Here is a 22,806-nt window from a genome sequence, read left to right as displayed (position 1 = left end):
TTGCTGTTGCCTGATGTATGACGCATTCGCGGATAAACCCGCTCCTACAGGGGAATGCATAAACCTGTGGAAGCGGGTTTACCCGCGAATGGCCAGGCACCGATCTGTCAGAAGGCCTGCGGCATCTCACCCTTGGCCAGGCGGCGGTTGATGTCGGCTACCACCTCCGGCAGTTGGTTGATGGTGTCGATCAGGTAGTGCGGCCGCGAGCCGGCAAACAATTGGTGAATGCGCTTGCGCTCGCTTTCCAGTTTTTCTGAGCTCAACGCCTGATAACCCTCCCAGGTCAGCCCCAGAGCGTTGCCCGAGCACACCAGGGCCACGGTCCACATCCCGGCGCGGCGGCCTTCGAGAATGCCCGGCACGGTGTCGTCGACCTTCACGCACGCCGCCACATCATCGATCCCCAGGGCAATCACGTTGGCCAGGGCCTGGGCCGGCCACGGGCGGCCATTCGGGGTTTCGTCGGTGGCCACCACGTGGTCGGCGACGTAGCCGTTCTGCGCCGCCAGTTCCACCACTTTGTCCATCACCACCTTCGGGTAGCCCGAGCACGAACCGATCTTCAGGCCGCCCTGGCGCAGGCCGGTGAGGGTGTCCAGGGCGCCGGGGATCAATGCCGAGTGCACGGCGATTTTCTCGATCTGCAGTGGCATGAAGCGGTTGTAGATGGCGGTAACGTCATCGTCGGTCGGGGTGCGGCCGAACACCTTGCGGTAGCGCTCGGCGATTGCTGGCACATCGCACAGGGTGCGGATGTGGTCCCACTTGCCCATCCCCATCGGGCCCCGGGCTTCCTCGATGGAGACCTGCACATCGAACTCGGCGAAGGCTTCGACGAAGATCTGGGTCGGGGCGAAGGAGCCGAAGTCGACCACGGTGCCAGCCCAGTCGAGGATGGCGGCTTGCAGCTGGGTAGGATTGCTGTAGTTCATGTGAGCGGGTTCCTGAAATTGGGTGGGCAAAGGGTTAGATGTCCAGCACTTCCATTTCCCGCAGCACTTCGGCCACGGCATTGACGGCAGCCTGCATGCCGTCGGCACCGACCACGCCGATGCAGCCGACGCGGAACGTTTCGACCTGGGTCAGTTTGCCCGGGTAAAGGATGAAGCCCTTGGCCTTGACCCGCTCGTAGAAGTCCTTGAACTGGTAGCGGGCATCGTTCGGCGCATGGAAAGTGACGATGATCGGCGCCTGGATGTCGGCCGGCAGGAAGCTGCGCAGGCCGATGGCGGCCATGCCGGCGAGCAGGGTCTTGCAGTTGTCGGCGTAGCGCTGGTGGCGGGCGGGCAGGCCGCCTTCCTCGCCGTACTGTTGCAGCGCTTCGTGCAGGGCGGCGACCACGTGGGTCGGCGGGGTGAAGCGCCACTGGCCGGTCTTGGCCATGTAGGCGTGCTGGTCGTGCAGGTCCATGGCCAGCGAGTGGGCGTTGCCTTCGGCGGCGGCCAGGGCGCGTTTCTCGGCAAACACGAAGCCCATGCCGGGCACGCCTTCGAGGCATTTGCCGGACGCAGCGATCAGCGCTTCGAAAGGAATCTCGCGGGCATCGATGGGCAGTGCGCCGAACGAACTCATGGCATCGATGATCAGGCGCTTGCCGTGGCCTTTGACCACCTGGGCGATTTCCGCCAGGGGGTTGAGGATGCCGGTGCTGGTTTCACAGTGGATCAGCGCCACGTGGGTGACGGCCGGGTCGGCGGCCAGCAGGCGGTCGACATCGGCGGCGGTGGTCGGTTGGTCTTCGGCGGTCTCGAAGGTGCTGTAGGTGCGGCCCAGCACTTTGCAGATCTTCGCCAGGCGCTGACCATAAGCGCCATTGATCAATACCAGGACCTTGCCGTCACGCGGCACGAGGGTGCCAATGGCTGCCTCCACGGCGAAGGTGCCGCTGCCTTGCAGGGGCACGCAGTGGTGGCTGGCGCTGCCGTCGATGATCGCCAGCAGTTGTTCGCAGACACTGGCGGTCAGCTGGTTGAAGTCGCGGTCCCACGAGCCCCAGTCCACCAGCATGGCTTGGCGGGTGCGGATTGAAGTGGTCAGTGGGCCAGGGGTCAGCAAGATCGGGGCATTGCTCATTCCGTTATTCCTCACAAGCAGTGGGCTGAAACTACCGGGCCTAGGTTGCAATTGGCGCTGCCATCAATCAAATTGTTTGTTGTTATCCGAGCTATAAGTCAGGCCGATACTCATGAACCTATTTCAACTGCGCGCCTTCGATGCCGTTGCCCGTGAAGGCAGCTTCACCCGTGCCGCCGCGCGGCTGTTCATCAGCCAGCCGGCAGTGACCGGGCACGTCAAGGCACTGGAGGAGCATTACCAGATCACGTTGCTGCGGCGCACCGCACGGCGGGTGGAGCTGACCGAAGAGGGCACCCGCCTGGCGGCGATCACGCGGGCCATGTTCAGCCTGGCCGAAGAGGCGCAGACCATGCTCGAGGCCAATCGGCAGTTGCTGACCGGGCGCCTGGAGGTGGCGGCCGATGGCCCGCACCGGGTCATGCCGATGCTGGCGCTGCTGCGCGAGCGCTACCCGGGCATCACCGTCAACCTGCGCCTGGGCAATGCCCAGGAAACCCTGGCGGCGTTGCTCAGCGAGCACGCCGACGTCGCCGTGCTGACCGAGATCGCGCCGCGCAAAGGGCTGCACCTGCAGAGCCTCTGCGAGTCGCGCCTGTGCGCGCTGCTGCCAGCGGGCCACGCCTGTGCGCGCTGCTGCCAGCGGGCCACGCCTGGGCGCAGGCTGGGCAAGACCTGCCGTTGGCCGAGTTGCACCAGCAGATCATGGTGCTGCGCGAGCCCAGCTCCACCACCCGGCGCACCTTCGACAAGGCCTGCAGCATGGCCGGCGTGCAGCCGCGGGTGTTGCTGGAGCTGGACAGCCGCGAAGCGGTGACCGAGGCGGTGGCGTCCGAGCTGGGCATTGGCGTGGTGTCGTCGACCGAGGTGGCCAACGACCCACGAGTGGTGGCGCGGCCCCTGGCTGGCCAGGGCCTGCGCAACCAGCATATGGTTGGCTGCCTGGAACGGCGCCGCGAGCTGCGCTTGATCCAGGCATTCCTCGGCCTGGCGTCGAGCCTTTGAGCCAGCCTAAGATGCCTGCATCAGCGAATGGATCGGCAATGAGCGAGAAAGACACCATCTCCATGCAACTGGTGCGCGAAGCCCTGTTGCAGACCTGCCCGGCGGGCGAGCCGGATGCCGCACTGCTGGCCCTTGCCGGGATCGATGCCGGGCAATTGCAGGCGCCTGCCGCGCGGGTCAGCGCCGGGGCCTATGCACGGCTGTGGCGGCTGTTGGCGCGTCGCTGCAACGACGAGTTCTTCGCCATGGACCCGCGCGGCCTGCGCAGCGGCAGCCTGGCCTTCATGTGCCGGGCGAGCATGGCCCAGCCGACCCTGGGGGCAGGGCTGGACACGGCCCTGGAGTTCCTGTCGCTGATGCTTGAAGACCTGCAACCGAGCCTGGTGCGCCAGTACGAGCTGGCCGAAATCGTCATCAACGAACCTCGCGACCAACCGCGTCGCGCCTTCACCTATTTCACCTTCTGGATGATCGTCCATGGCCTGGCCTGCTGGCTGGCAGGGCGGCGCATCCCGATCCTGGCCATCGAGCTGCGCTGCGCCGAACCCTTGTTTTGCGACGACTACCGGGTGATGTTTTCGCAAAACCTGCAGTTCGAGCGCCCGCGTACACGCATGATCATCAGTGCTGATAGCCTCGACCTGCCACTGCGGCGCACACCGGAGGAACTGCAGCGCTTTCTGGCCGAGGCACCTGGTAACATCCTGGTCAAATACCGTGATGCCGCCAGCCTGGGGCGGCGCATCCGCCACGACTTGCTCCATCAGGACCCCAATCACTGGCCTGATGGCGATGCGTTGGCGCGGCAATTATGCCTGTCGCCTTCCACCCTGCGTCGGCGCCTGGCAGAAGAGGGGCAGACCTATCAAGGGCTCAAGGACAGCGTGCGGCGGGAGCTGGCAATCGCCTGGCTGAGCCAGGCAGAGCCTGGCATGGGCGAAATTGCGGCGCGGCTGGGCTTTGCCGACAGCAGCTCCTTCTACAAGGCGTTTCGCAAATGGTTCGGTTGCAACCCTGGGCATTATCGCGCGCTGGCTCATGCACGCGAACAGGGGTAGGTCAGTTCCTTCTGAATCGGGCAGGCAGGCAATGAAACAGTGTGCGCTTCCATTGCATAGGAGACGCCCGTGCTCAATCGTAAATTTCCCGACGTTCAAGACCCGCATGAAGTCGCGGCCGACCCGCCTGTCAGCGAATCTGCACTCAGCCAGAAGATAACCGATACCTTCATCCATCAGCGGACGCCGCAATGGATCAAGGCGGCCTCTGTGGCAGATATCCGCACGTTGCGAAAGCTGTACCTCCAGCACAAGACCACCCAGCAACAGGTGAGTGCCGCGACGGCGGCCGCCGTGACCCCCCATGCGTTTGCAGACACTGCGTTTTCTGAAGCCTTTGCCAATCTTCTGCCAGACGATCAGCCGTTGAAGCAGTTGTTGTGGCAGGACAAGGTGTACAAGCTGGAAGGCTTCTCGGTGCCTCGTCTGGAGCCCGAAGACAAAACACAGCCTGCGCTGGCGCGTCTGATGCAGAACTTTGCCGAAAATGCCACGCCGCTGGATGGCAGTGGCCTGGTCGCTGTGGGTAGCAACACGGTATTGTCGGGCGACGTGGGGACCTTTATCGCAACCTGCCGCCGGCTGGATGTGGGGGCCCGCTATCAGACCGAGCAGGACAGCATCTTTGAAAAAAACGCTGCTCTGCTCATGGAAGACAAGCTGGCGGGCTTCAAGCTGGCTGTGCAGATCGCGTTCCTCAAAGGTGCCATCAAGGCTGACGTCAGGGATGCCTTGCTTGCGAGTGTCAGCGACTCTGCACAAGCCAATGGCGAGACCACAACTGCCGCCACAGCCGTGCCCGCTCGGCCAGGCGATGCGCCAGTGCTCACGGCCTATCCTGGGCTGATGTCGATGTTGGGCGTCCGCGTGCATGAAGCATTGTTTGCCCAGCTCCGCGGCGTCGATGACCAGGATGACGGCATTGTCGTCTACTTGCCCGGCCAGCCAGAACCGCTGCGCTGGTTCGCCTCAAAGCTGGACTGGGTCAAGGAAATGGCCGGTTCACTCAAGCACGATGACCAGCTCGCAGCCTTCATTCAGTTGATCGCCCTGGAGGACCGTGCGGCCTTCTTCGCTACATTGCAATTGCGGCTCAAGGATGACGAACCAGACCTGGAAGTGGAGGGTGATACGCACCACGAGCCAGTTTTCAAACGTTGGGTCGACGAGCAGATCGAGCGCGTCAAGGCGGATGCCAGGTTACTTCTGGTGCCCACCGCCGATGCCGATGCCAAGGCCAGCCGTGAACGTCTGGAAGCCTGGGCTTCGCTGGGATGGGGCTTGGCCAGCTTGGCCGGGTTCTTCATACCGGTGGTTGGGGCGCTGTTGCTCGCCCACCTGGTCACGCATGTGTGCAAAGACGTGTTCGAGGGTGTCGAGGACTGGGCGCAGGGGCACGATCACGAAGCGTTGCAGCATGTCCTGAACGTTGCCGAGACAGTGGCGGCGGCTGCAGTCACCACTGCAGTAGCGGCAGGAGCAGGCGCTGCTGCCAGCGCATTCGTGCGCAGTGCTTTTGTCGATGGCCTTGAGCCTGTTGGTGTCGGGCCTGACACCCAGCGTTTGTGGAGCGATGACTTGACGCCCTATCAGACCTCGGGGGAGGGGGCCACGCTGGAGGATGATGGCCTCTACCACAGCGGGGCACGGCGCCTGTTGCGTATTGACGAGCACTATTACGAGGTTCATCAGGCTGAGGAGCAGGGGCCCTGGCGCCTCCAGCATCCGTTGCGCCCGACCGCCTATGGCCCCGTGGTCGAAGGTAATGGTGAGCGATTCTGGCGAGTGCGTGGCGAGCTCCCGCAAGCCTGGAACGATGAAGCAAAGTTGCTCGATCGGCTCTGGCCCCAGGAGCGTCCGCTCGATCCTCAGCAAGCGCGGCGAGTGCTGCAAGCGGCCTGCAGTGATGTCGATGAATTGCGTGGCATTGCCGTGGAAAACCGTGCCCTGCCAGCCAACTTGCGTGATACGTTGCGCCGTTTCGAGGCTGACGAGCGTATCGAGCGCTTCTTCGGCAAGCTTCCCGCTGGGGCGCCTTTCGAAGATCAGGTACTGCTTGAGTGGTGCAAACAGCGCCCGGAGTTCGCGGGGATGGACGGCGAGCCTTTGCATGTTGCGCTTGAAGAAAACGCAAGCCACCTGCGTTCGGCGCTGTTTAGGCATCTGACCGAGACCCAGCCATCCACCGATCAGGCTGCGCAGGTGATCCGGCGTGAGTTTGCCGGTTTGCCCCATGACTATGTCAGCGATTTGGTGAATACACTGAGCGCCTCCGAACGGGAGGTGATCGAGATACGGCGGCGGCTGCCATTGAGCGTGTCGCAAAGAGCCCGCTCATTGTTGCAGTTGGCCAGGCTAAACCGAGCCCAGCAAGGCCTGATGTTGCGCAATGCCTACGTCGACGGGGCGGGTGAGCTGGCATTCAACCTGTTTGCGCGGGTCGATCATTGGCCGTTGAATACGCGCCTGGAACTGCGCAAGGGCTCTTCGTCGGGGCGATTGCTGGCGGTGCTCAACCCGCAATCGCCTGAAGCGACTCAGCACATCCTGGTGCATCTCGACGGTCAGTTTCGCCTTTATGACCACCGTGGCCTGGAGCTTGAGGCGCAACCGGCAGAGCCTGACGATTTCTTCCAGGCCATCCATCACCTGCTGACACCCTCGCAGCGTGATCGTCTTGAGCTTGACCAGGCGCATCCTGTCGATGCCTTGCGGCAACGGGTATTGAGCAAACTGCCAGGCGAGCGTCAGCGGCTCGTGGCCCTGCTGGGGCAGGTTGAGCGCAAAGGCTGGTTCAATCCTGGCCAACGTCTGCCCGATGGCCGTGTCGGCTATCCGCTCGGGGGTGGCACTTCGAACCAGAGCGGGGCATATCGGCAACTGAGGCGTCGACTGGCGGCGCTTTACCACGGCGACTCGCCTGAACGGATCCAGGATCACATGGAGAGAGTGCTGGATACCGAGGACCCTTTCGAGCAACTGGTCTACGAAGAGCAGAACTTGCAAATGCTCGAGAGCCGCCTGAGCCAGTGGGTTTCTGCTGCACCAGAGCCTGAGCTGGCTGCGCGCCGCCAAGTGTCAGAGCGGCTGCGAGCGGCTTGGCGCAGGCAACTGGATATCGACATGGAGCATCAGGCTTTCCATGGGCGCATCCTGGATCTGAGTGGTTGCCCGGTCAGTACATTGCCTGAACTGACCCGGGAGCTTGACTTCCATTTCGTGACTTCAATGGTGATGGTCAACACACCGCTGCAGGTGGTGCCGGAATCGTTCTTCAGCTGCTTTGCCGAGCTGCAACGGCTGAATCTTTCGAGGAACGGTCTTCAGGCGTTACCTGCAGGCATCCGGCAGCTGGGTCAGCTAAGGCGCCTGCAACTGTCCTACAACCGCATCCGGTGGAATGATGCAGCGACCAGTATTCTTGGGGAGCTTCACAACCTCGTCTCGCTGGACCTGAGCTTCAACCCACTGCGCACAATGGCGCTGCGCTTTGCCCGGGTGCCTGCGTTGCGGCGGCTGCAGTTGATGCATTGTGGACTGCTAGAGTGGCCTGAAGGGTTGCAGCAGTGCAGCCAGCTTCGCATCGTCAACCTGAATTCCAATGTGCTGAGCGACATTCCCGATGCGATCATGCAGATGCCGTATGAATTTCGCGCGTCCATCCAGCTGGAACGCAATGCCATTCAGCGTAGGCGCCTGGAGCTTCTTTACGCGCGCCCGGCACATCCGATGCATGACCCGTACGTGGCGGAAGGCTTGGTACCCTCTGCCAGGGCACTGTGGGTGACGGGGGAGCAGGCTGAAGCGCGCGGAGCTCGTTGGGACCGTTTGTTTCCAGGCCACGCAGACGCTGAGCAACAAGACAGCGTTCTGCGCATTCTGAGCGATCTGCGGGAAAGTGCCGACTTCCGCAACATGGCTTACCGAGAGGTGCTGACCCGCCAGGTATGGAGCGTTCTCGATGCCATGGATGCTGATGCGCAGCTGGCGCAGGAGCTGCATTCGATTGCCGACGATCCTGTCACCTGCGCAGACAGTGTTGCCGAGCGTTTCGCCGACTTACAACTACGGGTGCTGGTGGCGAACGCTGAACGTGCGGCGCCAGGTCAGCGTGATGAGCTGCTGAAGCTTGGTTCAGGCATGTTTCGCCTGCAGACGCTCGAGGCCTTCATTCACGAGGATATCGAGCAACGCCTGCAAGCAACGCCCGACCTGGATCAGATCGAAGCCAGGCTGTACTACATCGTCAACCTCGCAGCGGAGCTGCAACTCCCTGGCCAGCCGGCGTCGATGAGGTTTTCGAATATCAGTGGCGGTAACGCGTACCAGCTCGCCAAAGCGCTCGCCTATGTAAACGCCGCCGAAACCGTCGAAGCCAAGGCACGTTTCCTCAGTGAGCAGGCATTCTGGACCACCTGGCTGCAGTCACACTATCCCGACGAGTTCGCGGCCGTAACCGATGAACTCGACACGCTTGGGGTCGAACTGGATGAGGCTCGGGAAACGCTCAGTGACGGGGAGTACAAGGACAGATGGGACGCGTTGGCAGCTGACCGGGCTGCCCGTCTGTCGCGCCTGAAGATACTGCTGACCACACAAGTGCTGGGAACCGGCCAAACCAGTCATCCAGATTGACGACTTAGGCCATTGCCGCCGTGCTTTAGCGGCGCGAACATCGTCGGACCGATGGTTCAACTCCAAAAACAAGAAACCAGGAATCCGACGATGCGCGATTACGCCGAGGCCGTTCGTGCGTTCGACCATGCCCAGGCCGCCGCTGCGGCGCTGCATGGCGAGCTCACCGCCCTCAATGCCTGTGTCGAATGCTGTGACCGCCATGCCGGAGCCGGCAAGTTGGCGTTGGTCTGCGAAGACCGTGACGGCAACAGTGCCCACTACAGTTTCGACCAGCTTAAAACTCAGGCCGCCCGCTTCGCCAATGTACTCAGGGCGCAGGGTGTGCAACCGGGTGACCGGGTGGCCGGCCTGATGCCACGCACCGCCGAATTGCTGGTGACGATTCTCGCCACCTGGCGCCTGGGGGCGGTGTACCAGCCGCTGTTCACCGCCTTCGGTCCCAAGGCCATCGAGCATCGCCTGGAGCAGTCCGGCGCCCGCGTGGTCGTCACCGACGCGCCGAACCGCGCCAAGCTCGACGACGTGCACGGCTGCCCGACGATCATCACGGTCAAGGCGCGCGAGGGCGAACTGGATTTCCAGCAGTGCCTGGATGCGGCGGCTGATGGGTGTGAGCCCGTGATGCGCTGCGGCGACGACCCTTTCCTGCTGATGTTCACCTCCGGTACCACAGGCCCCGCCAAGCCGCTGGAAGTGCCGCTGCGCGCCATCGTTGCGTTCCAGGGTTACATGCGCGACGCCATCGACCTGCGTCCCGATGATCACTTCTGGAACCTGGCCGATCCGGGTTGGGCCTATGGCCTGTACTACGCGGTCACCGGGCCGCTGGCGTTGGGCCACGCTACCACCTTCTACGATGGCCCGTTCAGCGTCGACAGCTGCGCGCGGGTGATCGACAAGCTGGGAATCACCAACCTCGCGGGTTCACCTACGGCGTACCGTTTGCTGATCGCCGCTGGCAAAGGCTTCTCGGCACCGATCAAAGGCCGTCTGCGGGTCGTCAGCAGCGCCGGCGAACCACTCAATCCCGAAGTGATCCGCTGGTTCGCCGACGAACTGGGCGTGACCATCCACGACCATTACGGCCAGACCGAACTGGGCATGGTGCTGTGCAACCATCATGGCCTGCGACACCCGGTGCACCCGGGTTCGGCCGGCTTCGCCATCCCCGGTCATCGCATCGTCGTACTGGGTGAGCAGGGCAACGAATTGCCGGCTGGCCAGCCGGGCATCCTGGCGGTGGACCGCGAGCAGTCACCGCTGTGCTGGTTTGGCGGCTACCTTGGCGCGCCGACCAAGGCCTTCGTCGGCAAGTACTACCTCAGTGGCGACACCGTCGAACTGAACCAGGACGGCAGTATCAGCTTCGTTGGCCGCAGCGATGACGTGATCACCACGTCAGGTTACCGCGTGGGGCCATTCGATGTGGAAAGCGCGTTGATCGAGCACCCAGCGGTGATCGAAGCGGCAGTTGTCGGCAAGCCGGACCCCGAGCGCACCGAGCTGATCAAGGCCTTCGTCGTACTGGCCGACGGATACCAGGGCAGCGCCGAACTGGAGGAAGCCCTGCGTCAGCACGTACGCCAGCGCCTCTACGCGCATGCCTACCCCCGAGAAATCGAATTTGTCAGCGAGCTGCCCAAGACCCCGAGCGGCAAGCTGCAACGCTTCATCCTGCGTAATCAGGAAGTCGCCAAACAACAAGCGCAACAGGCCACCCCTGTCAGCGCCTGAAAAGGAAGCAGATCATGCAGATAGCCAACAAACACTTCATCGTCAGCGGCGCTGCCTCCGGGCTGGGAGCTGCCACCGCGCAGATGCTGATCGAGGCCGGCGCCAAGGTCATGCTGGTCGATCTCAATGCCCAGGCGGTCGAGGCCAAGGCCCGCGAACTGGGTGACAACGCCCGCTTCGCGGTGGCCGACATCAGCGACGAGCAGGCCGCCCAGGCGGCGGTCGATGCGGCTGTTACGGCCTTCGGCAGCCTTCACGGGCTGGTCAACTGCGCCGGCATCGTCGGCGCCGAGAAAGTGTTGGGCAAGCAAGGTCCGCACGGGCTGGCCAGCTTCGCCAAGGTTATAAACGTGAATCTGGTCGGCAGCTTCAACCTGTTGCGCCTGGCAGCGGCAGCCATGGCTGAAGGGCCGGCCGATGAGGGCGGGGAGCGTGGGGTCATCATCAATACCGCGTCCATCGCCGCCTATGACGGCCAGATTGGCCAGGCCGCCTACGCGGCATCCAAGGGCGCGATTGCCAGCCTGACCTTGCCAGCCGCGCGCGAACTGGCGCGGTTCGGTATTCGCGTGATGACCATTGCCCCAGGCATTTTCGAAACGCCGATGATGGCCGGCATGACCGAGGAAGTGCGTGCATCGCTGTCGGCTGGCGTACCGTTCCCGCCGCGCCTGGGCCGCCCGCAGGAATACGCCGCTCTGGCCCGCCACATTATCGAGAACAGCATGCTCAACGGCGAGGTGATCCGCCTCGACGGCGCACTGCGCATGGCTGCCAAGTAAGGAGACCGATCATGACCTTCGCCAATGACCCGATCGTTATCGTAAGCGCTGTGCGCACGCCCATGGGCGGCCTGCAGGGCGACCTCAAGAGCCTGACCGCGCCACAACTGGGCAGCGCCGCGATCCGTGGTGCCGTCGAGCGTGCCGGGATCGATGCCGCCAGTGTCGAGCAGGTGCTGTTCGGCTGCGTGTTGCCCGCAGGCCTCGGCCAGGCCCCGGCCCGCCAGGCGGCACTGGGTGCCGGGCTGGACAAGCACATCACCTGCACCACCGTGAACAAGATGTGCGGCTCGGGCATGCAGGCGGCGATCATGGCCCATGACCTGCTGCTGGCAGGTACTGCCGACGTGGTAGTGGCCGGCGGCATGGAAAGCATGACCAACGCGCCTTACCTGCTGGACAAGGCCCGTGGCGGCTACCGCATGGGCCACGGCAAGATCATCGACCATATGTTCATGGATGGCCTGGAGGACGCTTACGACAAGGGGCGTCTGATGGGTACCTTCGCCGAAGATTGTGCCCAGGCCAACGCCTTCAGTCGCGAAGCGCAGGACCAGTTCGCCATCGCCTCGTTGACCCGCGCCCAGGACGCGATCAAGCGCGGCCGTTTCGCCGCCGAGATCGTGCCGGTGGAGGTCACCGAGGGCAAGGAGAAGCGCGTCATCAAGGACGATGAGCAGCCGCCCAAGGCGCGTCTGGACAAGATCCCGCAGCTCAAGCCGGCCTTCCGCGAAGGCGGCACGGTGACAGCCGCCAACTCCAGTTCCATCTCCGACGGTGCCGCAGCCCTGGTGTTGATGCGCCGCTCCGAAGCTGAAAAGCGGGGCCTCAAGCCGCTGGCGGTGATCCACGGCCATGCTGCCTTCGCCGATGCTCCCGCGCTGTTCCCGACGGCGCCGATCGGTGCCATCGACAAGCTGATGAAGCGTACGGGCTGGAACCTTGCTGATGTCGACCTGTTCGAGATCAACGAAGCATTTGCCGTGGTTACCCTGGCGGCCATGAAGCACCTCGACCTGGCGCACGACAAGGTCAACATCCACGGCGGCGCCTGCGCCCTGGGCCACCCGATCGGTGCTTCGGGCGCGCGCATCCTGGTGACCCTGCTGTCGGCCTTGCGCCAGAACAACCTGCGCCGTGGCGTGGCGGCCATCTGCATCGGCGGTGGTGAGGCCACGGCCATGGCCATTGAATGCCTGTACTGAGGTGAACCATGCTGGTAACTGACGAGCAACAACAGATCGCCGATGCGGTGCGCGCCTTTGCCCAGGAGCGCCTCAAGCCGTTCGCCGAGCAATGGGACAAGGAACACCGGTTCCCGAAAGAGGCCATCGAGGAAATGGCCGGGCTCGGTCTGTTCGGCATGCTGGTGCCGGAGCAGTGGGGCGGCAGTGACACCGGTTACGTGGCGTATGCCATGGCGCTGGAAGAGATCGCTGCGGGTGATGGCGCCTGCTCGACCATCATGAGCGTGCACAACTCGGTAGGTTGCGTGCCGATCCTGCGCTTTGGCAACGAACAGCAGAAGGAGCAGTTCCTCAGGCCCCTGGCCATGGGTTCGATGCTCGGCGCATTCGCCCTGACCGAACCGCAAGCCGGTTCCGACGCCAGCAGCCTGAAGGCCCGGGCAAGGCTTGAGGGGGAGCACTATGTGCTCAATGGCAGCAAGCAGTTCATTACCTCTGGGCAGAATGCCGGTGTCGTGATTGTCTTCGCCGTGACTGACCCGGATGCCGGCAAGCGCGGCATCAGTGCCTTCATCGTGCCTACCGATTCGCCGGGCTACCAGGTGGCGAGGGTCGAAGACAAGCTCGGCCAGCACGCCTCCGACACCTGCCAGATCGTCTTCGACAATGTGCGCGTGCCGGTGGCCAACCGCCTGGGCGCGGAAGGCGAGGGCTACAAGATCGCGCTGGCCAACCTCGAAGGTGGCCGGATCGGTATCGCTTCGCAGGCAGTGGGCATGGCCCGTGCGGCCTTCGAAGTGGCACGCGACTACGCCCATGAGCGTCAGAGCTTCGGCAAACCGCTGATCGAACACCAGGCGGTGGCCTTTCGCCTGGCCGACATGGCGACCAGGATTGCCGTGGCCCGGCAGATGGTGCTGCATGCCGCCGCACTGCGCGATGCCGGGCGCCTGGCGCTGGTGGAAGCGTCGATGGCCAAGCTTTTTGCCTCGGAAATGGCCGAAAAGGTCTGTTCGGATGCCTTGCAGACCCTGGGCGGATATGGCTATCTGAGTGACTTCCCGCTGGAGCGGATCTACCGCGACGTTCGGGTCTGCCAGATCTACGAAGGCACCAGCGACATTCAGCGCATGGTCATTGCGCGCAATCTTTGAAGGAGCAGACTGCATGGCATTCGAAACCATCCTGTTGGACATCCACGGCAAGGTCGGCCTGATCACCCTCAACCGCCCGCAGGCGCTGAACGCACTCAACGCGCAGATCGTCAGCGAGATCAACCAGGCCTTGGACCAGCTCGAGCGCGACCCGAACATCGGCTGCGTGGTGCTGACAGGTTCCGCCAAGGCCTTTGCCGCTGGCGCCGACATCAAGGAAATGGCCGAGCTGCAGTATCCGCAGATCTACGTCGAGGACCTGTTCAGCGATTCGGACCGCATCGCCAACCGTCGCAAGCCGATCATTGCTGCCGTGTCCGGTTTTGCCCTGGGCGGTGGTTGTGAGCTGGCGATGATGTGTGACTTCATCCTGGCAGCCGACAACGCCAAGTTCGGCCAGCCGGAAATCAACCTCGGCGTACTGCCAGGCATGGGTGGCACCCAGCGCCTGACGCGGGCCGTGGGCAAGGCCAAGGCCATGGAACTGTGCCTGACCGGCCGCCTGATGGGGGCTGAGGAAGCCGAGCGTGCCGGCTTGGTGGCGCGTATCGTGCCGCAGGCAGAGCTGGTGGAAGAGGCATTGAAGGTGGCAGCGACCATCGCCAGCAAGTCGGTGCCGGTCAGCATGATGGTCAAGGAAAGCGTCAACCGAGCGTTCGAGGTCACCCTCAGTGAAGGCGTGCGCTTCGAACGTCGAGTATTCCATGCTGCGTTTGCCACCGAGGACCAGAAGGAAGGGATGGCGGCTTTCATCGCCAAACGCGAGGCACAGTTCAAAGACCGTTGACAGGGGCAGGGCACCGTCCTGCTGCAAGGTTGAGCTTAATGTCGCCACGGCATCCCTCGGGATACCGTGGCGCGTTCGCATTTATGGCGGGCAAGGGTGCCAGCGGGCGGATTCCAAGCCATTTCGGGCAATTTCTCCCCTGATTGCTGTTGCTCATGACGGCTTGGCGCCTTAGACTGCCGCCCCCTGTAAAAGAGTGCCGGTTGGCGCTTGAAGAATTCCGCTGCCGATGCGAAGGCGTCGGCGGCACCCGAATCGCCCAAATGCACATTTTTTCATAGAGAATTCGATGACCAAGGAACAGTTGCTGGCCATGTCGGCCGATGACTACATGAACGCTGACCAGCTGGCTTTCTTTGCTGGCCTGCTGCAGGCGATGAAAGTCGAAACCCATGAGCGCATCGAGCTGAGCCGTGCCACCATCGAAGGCCTGGACACCCCGTCAGACCCTGCCGACGTGGCATCGGTCGAGGAAGAGCGCAGCTGGCTGGTGAATGCCATCGACCGCGATCAGCGCTTGCTGCCGCAGCTGGAAATGGCGCTGGACCGCATCGCCGAGGAAAGCTTTGGCTGGTGTGATGATAGCGGTGAGCCGATTGGCCTGAAGCGCCTGCTCATCAGTCCGACCACCAAGTATTGCATCGAAGCCCAGGAGCGCCACGAGCAGCTCGACCGCCACCAGCGTCAGGTCTGACCGGCCGGCTTGCGCCAGCCCCATGGAGTAATCCCTGGGGCTTTTTGCGTTTTTGCGTCGAAGGCGCTGGCAGGTTTTGTTGCTCGGAACGTAACACTGCTGTACCGGGATGTGCTGTTTCAGGGCAGTCGGCGGGCGTATCATGACCTCATCGTTAGGGTGCTATCAAAGTGCCGGAGGGAATGATGAACAGCCGAGTCGATGTCGCCGTGATGATCGGTTCAGGTGTGCCAGCAGGCTTGCAGGCACTGGGCAAGCGGGTGTGCTGGGTGGTCCTGGTCAATGGCGAGCGCCGTGGTACGGCGTTCGCCACCCGTCGCGAGGCCATGGAATGCCAAGCCGCCTGGTTGCAGATCCTGCAGGATGGCCACGCCGCCTGAGGTCATTCAGGCTTCCAGGCTGCGGGCCAGTGCGCAGGCATCGCGGTGCAGTCGGCGAAAACCCTTGACCCTGCCAGTGGCACTTTCGGTGACGTGGAAGAATTCGATACCGGCGGGTATGACGACGTAGCGTGGCCTGTTGCTGACGTATGCGTGGTAAGAAATGCTCTTTACCTCTCGACGGATTTCGGTGTTTTCGTGCATATTCATTCCCCGGTAATGCGTTGATTGGATAACTGAGCCCGTTGTGCCAAGGGGCTTGCAGTTATCTATTGCACCTTTTCTGGCGGGTTTGTTGTCAGACATTACGCTTCCCTGACAGGGAATATGCCGAAAGCCTGTTTTGAGGCCACGTCTGGCAAGCCAGAGTAAAGTTTCCTGCGAGCTACATCGCCAGCAGGCACAGACGTTTCGCGCATCACTTTATTATTCTTTTCGCCTATCGAATTGAAATGGCCGCGCCTCACCGACTCCGAGTGAGGGCGGATGTCACCGGTTTGAGGATTACTTCATTGGCAGTCAGTACACTGGATACCCACGCCTTGTTTGCCCTGGGCGATTTGCGCGGCAAATTGGCCAAGCTGTTTCAGGGCCGTTTCATCTATGTCACCGAACAGAACCCCGAAGGCCTTTACATGGCCGAGATCGATACCGAGAGCGCCTTGGTAGTCGATGACAAGCAACGCCTGGAACTGAAGGTCGGCGATCACTTCCGTGCCGCAGTGTTGCCTAGCCGCGAAGGCGGCAAACTGGAAATGCGCTTTCGCGACATCAAGCTGAATGTCTACGGTGTAGGCGACTACGCATTTGTTTCGGTGCCGGAAGGTGAGGGCATCGTATTCCGCGAGGGCCACGGCGTGATGCTGGTGTTCGCCGCGCAACAACAGGTTCAGGAAGGCCTGGGCAAGCTGCTCAAGGCAGTGACCGGCAAGGTCGCGAAGTGGCGCAAAGGCGAGCTGACCACCTTCAAGGCCAGTGAATGAACGAAGGTGACGAAGCGCCAGGAACCCGTGCCGGGTTTCATCGGCAATACCAGGCCCAAGCCATGGCCGAGGCCCGGCGCCTGCTTGCGCAACGAGAGGCGATGGGCTTGGGCTGGCTGACCTGGGTGGCGGCCCAGCTGTATCAGCTGAGCCCTCCGCCGTATGCCGCCATGGTACGTCGCGAGTTGCAGCGCCTGACCCAAGGCTGAGCACAGCCGCTTCAGTTGCCGCGATCCCGGCCGCTGCTGACTTCTTCCGGTACGGCTTCGTTCGCCATGCGTTTGCGGAACAGCGCCGCCCTGGCCAGCAACAGGGTAGTGACCGGCACGGTGATCGACAGCAGGATCGGAATCAGCCAGGCGTGCAGCACCGGGCTGTCCTTTAGCCAGGAAAAGTAGATGATCGATGCCAGGGCCACGCACCAGGCGCCGATGGTCGATGCCAGGGCCGGTGGGTGCATGCGCTGGAAGTAGTCTTTCAGGCGCAGCAGGCCAATGGCGCCGATCAGCGCGAAGAGGCTACCGATCAGCAGCAGGACTGCAGTCACCAGCTCCAGCCAGAACGGCAGTTCAAGGGTTTCGGTCATTCGATCACCTCACCGCGCAACAGGAACTTGGCCAAGGCGAACGACCCGACAAAGCCGAACAGGGCAATCAGCAGTGCACCTTCGAAATAGGTGTCGCTGGCATAGCGGATCCCCAGTACCAGCATCGTCAGCATGCCCAGGATGTACAGGTAGTCCAGTGCCAGCACCCGGTCCTGTGCGGAGGGGCCGCGGAACAGCCGGATCAACGCCAGGCCCATGGCCAGGGCAAAGATGAACAGGCTGGCGAGGACTGCGTTGGCGAGCAGGCCTGTCATTCGAAAATCTCCATCAGCGGGCGTTCGTAGGTGAGCTTGAAGTGCTCGATGAAGGCGGCTTCGTCGTCGAGGTCGAACACATGCAGCAGCAGTACGCTGCGGTCCAGGGCCAGCTCCGACCATACGGTGCCGGGTACCACCGTGGTGATCATCGACAGTGCCGCGAGGCCGTGGGCGTCGCGCAGGTCCAGTGGGATGTGCACGAATGCCGAGCGAGGTGGGCGTTGCCCGGCGCGTAGCACGCCAATGGCCACCAGCAAGTTGGATTGGATGACATCGATGCCGACCCGGCCAATCAGCCTTGCCACCACCCAGGGTTTGCGCACATGCGCGTGCTGCGGGCGCAACGGTGCCATCAGCAGCGGGGCCAGCACGCCAAGCGCTGCGCCCAGCAACAGGTTGCCGGGGCTGACCGACAGGTTCAACAGCAGCCACAGCACGAACAAGGCCATGGACAGCAGAGGTGCGGGGAACAGTCGGCTCATGGCTGCACCTGTACGTCGAGTGTGGTCGGGCCGGGAATGGGCCGGGCCGCCATCACCGCTTCGATGTAGGCTTCCGGTGCCTGGAGGCTGGCCGCCGTGTCCTGGGTATAGCGCAGCAGCGGTTCGGCCCTGAAACTGAGGATGATACACAGGCCGAGCAGGATCACGATCGGCAGGCACTCGTAGCCGCGCAGTACCGGCGATGGGCGCTCTTCGGGCTTCCAGAAACGCTGGATGCCGACCCGGCCAAAGGCGATCAGCGAGGCCATGCCCGAGACAATGAGCAAGGCCACCAGCACCCAGCCTGCCACCGATAGCGGTTGTTCGGCGGGCATGCCCAGGCCTTGTGGATTGAACAGCGCGCTGATCAGGTTGAGCTTGCCAACGAACCCGGATAGCGGCGGCATGCCGATGATCAGCAGGGCGCAGGCGATGAAGCTCAGGCCAAGGAACGCCATGGTCCAGGGAATGATCTGGCCGATGACCACCTTCTGCTCGTCGTCGAGGTTGATGCCCTTGGGTGGGTGCAGCGACTCGAGCGGTGAAGGCATGGCGTCTTCTTCTTCATCCAGTGGCGCTTCGTTGGCCGAGCGCGAGCGCTCGACCAGTTCGGCCAGCAGGAACAGCGCGCACAGCGCCAGGGTCGAGTTGACCAGGTAGAACAGCGCGGCGCCCGTAAGCGCCGGCTGGGCGAAACCGACCGCGCCGAGCAAGGTGCCGGCGGAAACCAGGATGCTCAGTGCGGCCATGCGCTCCAGGCGCTGCGCGGCCAGTATCGACACCGCTGCCACGGCGAGGGTCGCCAGGCCGCCGTAGATCAGCCATTGCCCGCCAAAGTGCGCCGAGGCCCCTGCCTGCCCGGAGAACAGCAGGGTCCACAGGCGCAGCACGGCGTACAGGCCGACCTTGGTCATGATCGCAAACAGCGCCGCGACTGGCGCACTGGCCGAGGCGTAGGCGGGCACCAGCCAGAAATTCAGCGGCCAGATGCCGGCCTTGGCCAGGAAGGCCATGGCCAGGATCGCTGCACCTGCATGCAGCAGGCCACGGTCGGCTTCCGGCACCAGAGGGATTTTCAGGGCGAGGTCGGCCATGTTGAGGGTGCCGGTGACGCCATACAGCATCGCTGCCCCGACCAGGAACAGCGAGGAGGCGAACAGGTTTATGGCGATGTAGTGCAGCCCGGCACGCACCCTAGCACGGCCCGAACCATGCAGTAGCAGGCCGTAGGAGGCGGCCAGCAAGACTTCGAAGAACACGAACAGATTGAACAGGTCGGCGGTGAGGAAGGCGCCATACAGGCCCATCAGCTGAATCTGGAACAACGCGTGGAAGCTGGCGCCGGCGCCGTCCCAGCGGGCGCGGGCGAACAGCAGGGCGCTGATGCCGATGACACCCGTCAGGGTCAGCAGCAGTGCGGAAAGATGATCCACCACCAGCACGATGCCAAAGGGCGCGGGCCAGTTGCCTGGGAGGTAGACGCCGATCGATTCGGCCTGCCCCTGGGTGCGTACCCATAGCAGCAGGCTCACGGCGATGGCCAGGCCGGTGAAGGTCGAAAGCAGGTTCAGGCGCGCCTTGATCCGCCGATGCTTTTCGCCAAGCAGCAGCATCACTGCGGCAGTCAGCAGCGGTAGCAGGATAGGCGCGACGATCAGTTGACTCATGCCACTCATTCGTCACGCTCCCGGCCATCCACATGGTCGGTGCCGGTCAGGCCACGGGATGCCAGCAGCACTACCAGGAACAGTGCGGTCATGGCAAAGCTGATGACAATGGCGGTGAGCACCAGCGCCTGTGGCAGCGGATCGGTGTAGTGCAGCAGGTCCTGAGTCACGCCTTGCTTGATGATCGGCTCCTTGCCGATGAACAGGCTGCCCATGCTGAAGATGAACAGGTTGACCCCATACGACAGCAGGCACAGGCCCATGATCACCTGGTAGGTCCGAGGGCGCAGGATCAACCACACCCCCGAGGCGGCCAGTACACCGATGGCGACTGCGATGACTTCTTCCATCAGGCGGCTCCTGCTTGGCTGGATTTCGACGGGCTGCCCGGGCGGTAGGCGCGCACCGACTGGTGCGCGAGGGCGGTGAGGATCAGCAGGGTCGAGCCGACCACCACGGTGAACACGCCGATGTCGAAGAACAGCGCGCTGGCCACGTGCACATCGCCGAGCAGGGGCAGGTGCAGGTGGGCGGTATGGGTGGTGAGGAACGGATAGCCGAGCAGCATGGCGCCAGCCCCGGTCAGGGTTGCACAGAGTAGCCCGGTGCCCATCCAGCGCAGCGGCCGCAGGCTCATTTGCGCCTCGACCCACTGGGTGCCGGCCACCATGTACTGAAGGATGAACGCCACCGACATCACCAGGCCAGCGACGAAACCGCCGCCCGGTTGGTTATGGCCACGCATGAACAGGTACATCGATACCAGCAGGGCGATCGGCAGCAGCAGGCGCACCAGCACCGCCGGCACCATCATGAAGCCCAGAGCGGTGTCGGTGGCATGCCGCGGGTTGATCAGGTCGGTGACCACGTCCGGCGCCAGCTGACGCTGCTGCGCGGGTAACTGCATGCTCTCTTTCGGCGGGCGGAAGCGCCGCAGCAGGGCGAACACCGTCAGCGCCACGGCCACCAGCACGGTGATCTCGCCGAGGGTGTCGAAGCCGCGGAAATCCACCAGCATCACGTTGACCACGTTGGTGCCACCGCCTTGTGGCAGGGCGCGGCTGAGGTAGAACGAAGAGATGTCGTTGGGTGTCGGCCGGGTCAGCATGGAGTAGGACAGCACGGCCATGCCGCCGCCGACCAGTATCGCCAGCAGCAGGTCGCGCAGGCGGCGAACACGGGCACGGTCGAGGCTGCCAGGTAGCGGCGACACACCTTCGATCCGCCGTGGCAACCAGCGCAGGCCAAGCAGGATCAGCACCGTGGTGACCACTTCGACCACGAGTTGGGTCAGGGCCAGGTCAGGGGCGGAGAACCAGACGAAGGTGATGCAGGTCATCAGGCCGCAGACACCGACCATGATCAGCGCGGCCAGGCGATGGTACTTGGCCTGATAGGCAGCCCCGATGGCACAGGCGATAGCGATCAGCCACAGCGCGACGAACACCCCGGAGCCCGGGATCTTCGGCCGGTCACCCCAGCTCAGGCCGCTGTACAGCATCGGCGAGAGGCCGGCGATGAAGGCGGCCAGTACCAGCATGAACAGTTGCGACTGCAGGCGGCGGCTGGTCAGCAACCGCTCGATGCGCCGCGCCAGCAGCATCAGCCGGACCTGACCGTGTTCGAACAGGCGCTTGCCATTGAAGCGCTCGATCAGCGGTGGATAGGGGAAGCGCCCGAGACGCAGCTGGTTGCGCAACAGCAGGTAGAGCACGATACCGCCGCACATGGCCATCAGGCTCATGATCAGCGGGGCATTCCAGCCGTGCCAGATGGCCAGGCTGTATTCCGGCAGCGTGCCACCCACCACCGGCAGTGCAGCGGCGGCCAGCAGCGGGCCGACCGACTGGGCCGGGAAGATGCCCACTACCAGGCAGGTGAGTACCAGCAGTTCGACCGGTGCGCGCATCCAGCGAGGTGGTTCGTGCGGCGTGTGTGGCAGGTCCTCTGCCGTAGGCCCGAAAAATACATCGACAGTGAAGCGCAGGGCATAGGCGACGCTGAAGGTCCCGGCGAGGGTGGCGATCACCGGCAGGATCGCTTCGACCCAGGCGGTGGAGCTGATGAACACGGTTTCGGCGAAGAACATTTCCTTGGACAGGAAGCCGTTCATCAGCGGCACGCCGGCCATCGAGGCGCTGGCCACCATGGCCAGGGTCGCGGTATAGGGCACCAGGCGGACCAGGCCGCTCAGGCGGCGGATGTCACGGGTGCCGCTTTCATGGTCGATGATGCCGGCGGCCATGAACAACGAGGCCTTGAAGGTGGCGTGGTTGAGAATGTGGAACACGGCGGCGACCGCTGCCAGCGGGCTGTTGAGGCCCAGCAGCAGGGTGATCAGGCCCAGGTGGCTGATGGTCGAATAGGCCAGCAGGCCCTTGAGGTCGTTCTGGAACATCGCGGCGAAGGCGCCGAGCAACAGGGTAATGGCACCCGCGCCGCCCACTATCCAGAACCATTCTTCGGTGCCCGACAGCACTGGCCAGAGGCGTGCCAGCAGGAACACGCCGGCCTTGACCATGGTCGCCGAGTGCAGGTAGGCGGAAACCGGAGTGGGTGCTGCCATGGCATGGGGCAGCCAGAACTGGAAGGGGAATTGCGCACTCTTGCTCAATGCGCCGATCAGGACAAGGGGCAGCAACACCGGGTACAGGGCGTGCTGGCGGATGGTTTCGCCGGCAGCCAGGACCTTGTCCAGGTCGTAGCTGCCGACCACATGGCCAAGCAGCAGGGCCCCGACCAGCAGGCACAGGCCACCGGCCCCGGTGACCATCAAGGCCATGTAGGCGCCACGGCGGGCGTCGGCGCGGTGATGCCAGTAACCGATCAGCAGGAACGAGAACAGGCTGGTCAGTTCCCAGAAGAACACCAGCTGGATCAGGTTGCCGGAGATCACCAGGCCGAGCATGGCACCCATGAATGCCAGGAAGAAGGCGAAGAAGCGCGGCACCGGATCTTGCGGCGACATGTAGTACCGCGCATACAGCGACACCAGCGCGCCGATACCCAGTACCAGCAGAGAGAACAGCCAGGCGAAACCGTCCATGCGCAGGACCAGGTTCAGGCCCAGGCTGGGCAGCCACAGCAGTTCTTCGCGGATAACCCCGCCATCGACAACCTGAGGGTACAGCAGTGCTACCTGGACGGTGCCGACCAGGGCCACGAGCCCAGCCAGGATGGACTCGGCGTTACGTGCGTTGTGCGGCAGCGCAGCTGCCAGGCAACTGCCCAGGAACGGCAGAAGCAGTAGCACTATCAATGACATAGCGTTCTATTCTGGAAAGGTTTGCAAGGATCATACGTGCCGGGCCGTTG

Annotated in this window: 20 protein-coding genes and 1 pseudogene; 12 read left to right on the top strand and 9 right to left on the bottom strand. The window is 63.4% G+C overall.

What is annotated here, in order from left to right; genetic code table 11:
* Positions 1 to 107: 107 nt before the first annotated feature.
* Together phnX and L6D64_RS00160 are read right to left on the bottom strand one after the other, a co-directional pair.
* The gene (gene phnX / locus L6D64_RS00165; RefSeq protein ID WP_176506463.1) at positions 108 to 935 is read right to left on the bottom strand and encodes a phosphonoacetaldehyde hydrolase; all 828 of its coding nucleotides are present in this window, start codon (positions 933 to 935) and stop codon (positions 108 to 110) included.
* A 34-nt stretch (positions 936 to 969) separates the two neighbouring features.
* Entirely contained in the window at positions 970 to 2,076 is a 1,107-nt protein-coding gene (locus L6D64_RS00160) for a 2-aminoethylphosphonate--pyruvate transaminase (protein ID WP_176506462.1), read from the bottom strand.
* 112 nt (positions 2,077 to 2,188) lie between these two features.
* Between L6D64_RS00160 and L6D64_RS00155 the strand changes: the two are divergent.
* The 10 genes and pseudogenes from L6D64_RS00155 (at position 2,189) to L6D64_RS00110 (ending at position 15,495) form a co-directional block, all read left to right on the top strand.
* Positions 2,189 to 3,081, top strand: a pseudogene (locus L6D64_RS00155) (LysR substrate-binding domain-containing protein).
* Positions 3,082 to 3,119: 38 nt separating this feature from the next.
* The gene (locus L6D64_RS00150) at positions 3,120 to 4,139 is read left to right on the top strand and encodes an AraC family transcriptional regulator (RefSeq protein ID WP_176506461.1); all 1,020 of its coding nucleotides are present in this window, start codon (positions 3,120 to 3,122) and stop codon (positions 4,137 to 4,139) included.
* A 69-nt stretch (positions 4,140 to 4,208) separates the two neighbouring features.
* On the top strand, positions 4,209 to 8,774 hold the full coding sequence (locus tag L6D64_RS00145) for an NEL-type E3 ubiquitin ligase domain-containing protein (RefSeq protein WP_176506460.1): 4,566 nt from the start codon (positions 4,209 to 4,211) through the stop codon (positions 8,772 to 8,774).
* Positions 8,775 to 8,864: 90 nt separating this feature from the next.
* Positions 8,865 to 10,511: an acyl-CoA synthetase gene (locus tag L6D64_RS00140; RefSeq protein WP_176506459.1), complete on the top strand. Its 1,647-nt coding sequence runs from the start codon at positions 8,865 to 8,867 to the stop codon at positions 10,509 to 10,511.
* A gap of 14 nt (positions 10,512 to 10,525) precedes the next feature.
* Positions 10,526 to 11,293: an SDR family NAD(P)-dependent oxidoreductase gene (locus L6D64_RS00135; protein ID WP_176506458.1), complete on the top strand. Its 768-nt coding sequence runs from the start codon at positions 10,526 to 10,528 to the stop codon at positions 11,291 to 11,293.
* Between the two features lie 11 nt (positions 11,294 to 11,304).
* The gene (locus tag L6D64_RS00130) at positions 11,305 to 12,498 is read left to right on the top strand and encodes an acetyl-CoA C-acyltransferase (protein WP_176506457.1); all 1,194 of its coding nucleotides are present in this window, start codon (positions 11,305 to 11,307) and stop codon (positions 12,496 to 12,498) included.
* Between the two features lie 8 nt (positions 12,499 to 12,506).
* Positions 12,507 to 13,634, top strand: coding sequence for an acyl-CoA dehydrogenase (locus L6D64_RS00125; RefSeq protein WP_176506456.1), 1,128 nt, complete (start codon positions 12,507 to 12,509; stop codon positions 13,632 to 13,634).
* Positions 13,635 to 13,647: 13 nt separating this feature from the next.
* Positions 13,648 to 14,421 carry an enoyl-CoA hydratase gene (locus L6D64_RS00120; RefSeq protein WP_176506455.1) on the top strand — a complete coding sequence of 258 codons (774 nt, stop codon included), beginning with the start codon at positions 13,648 to 13,650 and terminating at the stop codon, positions 14,419 to 14,421.
* Between the two features lie 289 nt (positions 14,422 to 14,710).
* Positions 14,711 to 15,115 (top strand): TraR/DksA family transcriptional regulator, encoded by a 405-nt coding sequence (locus L6D64_RS00115; RefSeq protein ID WP_176506454.1) that lies wholly within the window; start codon positions 14,711 to 14,713, stop codon positions 15,113 to 15,115.
* A 185-nt stretch (positions 15,116 to 15,300) separates the two neighbouring features.
* A complete protein-coding gene (locus tag L6D64_RS00110) occupies positions 15,301 to 15,495 on the top strand; it encodes a hypothetical protein (protein ID WP_176506453.1) in 195 nt (64 codons plus the stop codon).
* A 6-nt stretch (positions 15,496 to 15,501) separates the two neighbouring features.
* Here the strand turns inward: L6D64_RS00110 and L6D64_RS00105 are convergent, their stop codons facing one another.
* Entirely contained in the window at positions 15,502 to 15,699 is a 198-nt protein-coding gene (locus L6D64_RS00105; RefSeq protein ID WP_082433444.1) for a hypothetical protein, read from the bottom strand.
* A 308-nt stretch (positions 15,700 to 16,007) separates the two neighbouring features.
* Between L6D64_RS00105 and L6D64_RS00100 the strand changes: the two genes are divergently transcribed.
* Together L6D64_RS00100 and L6D64_RS00095 are read left to right on the top strand one after the other, a co-directional pair.
* A complete protein-coding gene (locus tag L6D64_RS00100; protein ID WP_054884001.1) occupies positions 16,008 to 16,478 on the top strand; it encodes a hypothetical protein in 471 nt (156 codons plus the stop codon).
* Positions 16,475 to 16,687 (top strand): hypothetical protein, encoded by a 213-nt coding sequence (locus L6D64_RS00095; protein WP_176506452.1) that lies wholly within the window; start codon positions 16,475 to 16,477, stop codon positions 16,685 to 16,687. The genes L6D64_RS00100 and L6D64_RS00095 overlap by 4 nt, the downstream gene beginning before the upstream one ends.
* Before the next feature lie 11 nt (positions 16,688 to 16,698).
* Here the strand turns inward: L6D64_RS00095 and L6D64_RS00090 are convergent, their stop codons facing one another.
* The 6 genes from L6D64_RS00090 to L6D64_RS00065 are packed head-to-tail and all read right to left on the bottom strand — an operon-like array spanning position 16,699 to position 22,756.
* The gene (locus L6D64_RS00090) at positions 16,699 to 17,064 is read right to left on the bottom strand and encodes a Na+/H+ antiporter subunit G (protein WP_176506451.1); all 366 of its coding nucleotides are present in this window, start codon (positions 17,062 to 17,064) and stop codon (positions 16,699 to 16,701) included.
* Complete coding sequence (locus L6D64_RS00085) at positions 17,061 to 17,339, bottom strand: K+/H+ antiporter subunit F (protein WP_103446664.1); 279 nt, start codon at positions 17,337 to 17,339, stop codon at positions 17,061 to 17,063. Before L6D64_RS00085 ends, L6D64_RS00090 begins: the two co-directional genes overlap by 4 nt.
* Positions 17,336 to 17,824 carry a Na+/H+ antiporter subunit E gene (locus L6D64_RS00080; RefSeq protein ID WP_176506450.1) on the bottom strand — a complete coding sequence of 163 codons (489 nt, stop codon included), beginning with the start codon at positions 17,822 to 17,824 and terminating at the stop codon, positions 17,336 to 17,338. The genes L6D64_RS00085 and L6D64_RS00080 overlap by 4 nt, the downstream gene beginning before the upstream one ends.
* Positions 17,821 to 19,500 (bottom strand): monovalent cation/H+ antiporter subunit D, encoded by a 1,680-nt coding sequence (locus tag L6D64_RS00075; protein ID WP_176506449.1) that lies wholly within the window; start codon positions 19,498 to 19,500, stop codon positions 17,821 to 17,823. The genes L6D64_RS00080 and L6D64_RS00075 overlap by 4 nt, the downstream gene beginning before the upstream one ends.
* The gene (locus L6D64_RS00070; RefSeq protein ID WP_176506448.1) at positions 19,497 to 19,841 is read right to left on the bottom strand and encodes a Na+/H+ antiporter subunit C; all 345 of its coding nucleotides are present in this window, start codon (positions 19,839 to 19,841) and stop codon (positions 19,497 to 19,499) included. Before L6D64_RS00070 ends, L6D64_RS00075 begins: the two co-directional genes overlap by 4 nt.
* Entirely contained in the window at positions 19,841 to 22,756 is a 2,916-nt protein-coding gene (locus tag L6D64_RS00065) for a monovalent cation/H+ antiporter subunit A (RefSeq protein WP_176506447.1), read from the bottom strand. Before L6D64_RS00065 ends, L6D64_RS00070 begins: the two co-directional genes overlap by 1 nt.
* Positions 22,757 to 22,806 lie beyond the last annotated feature (50 nt).

Source organism: Pseudomonas urethralis (assembly GCF_021602465.1).
GTDB classification, from domain to species: domain Bacteria; phylum Pseudomonadota; class Gammaproteobacteria; order Pseudomonadales; family Pseudomonadaceae; genus Aquipseudomonas; species Aquipseudomonas vlassakiae.
This window is presented reverse-complemented; position numbering and strand designations above follow the sequence as displayed.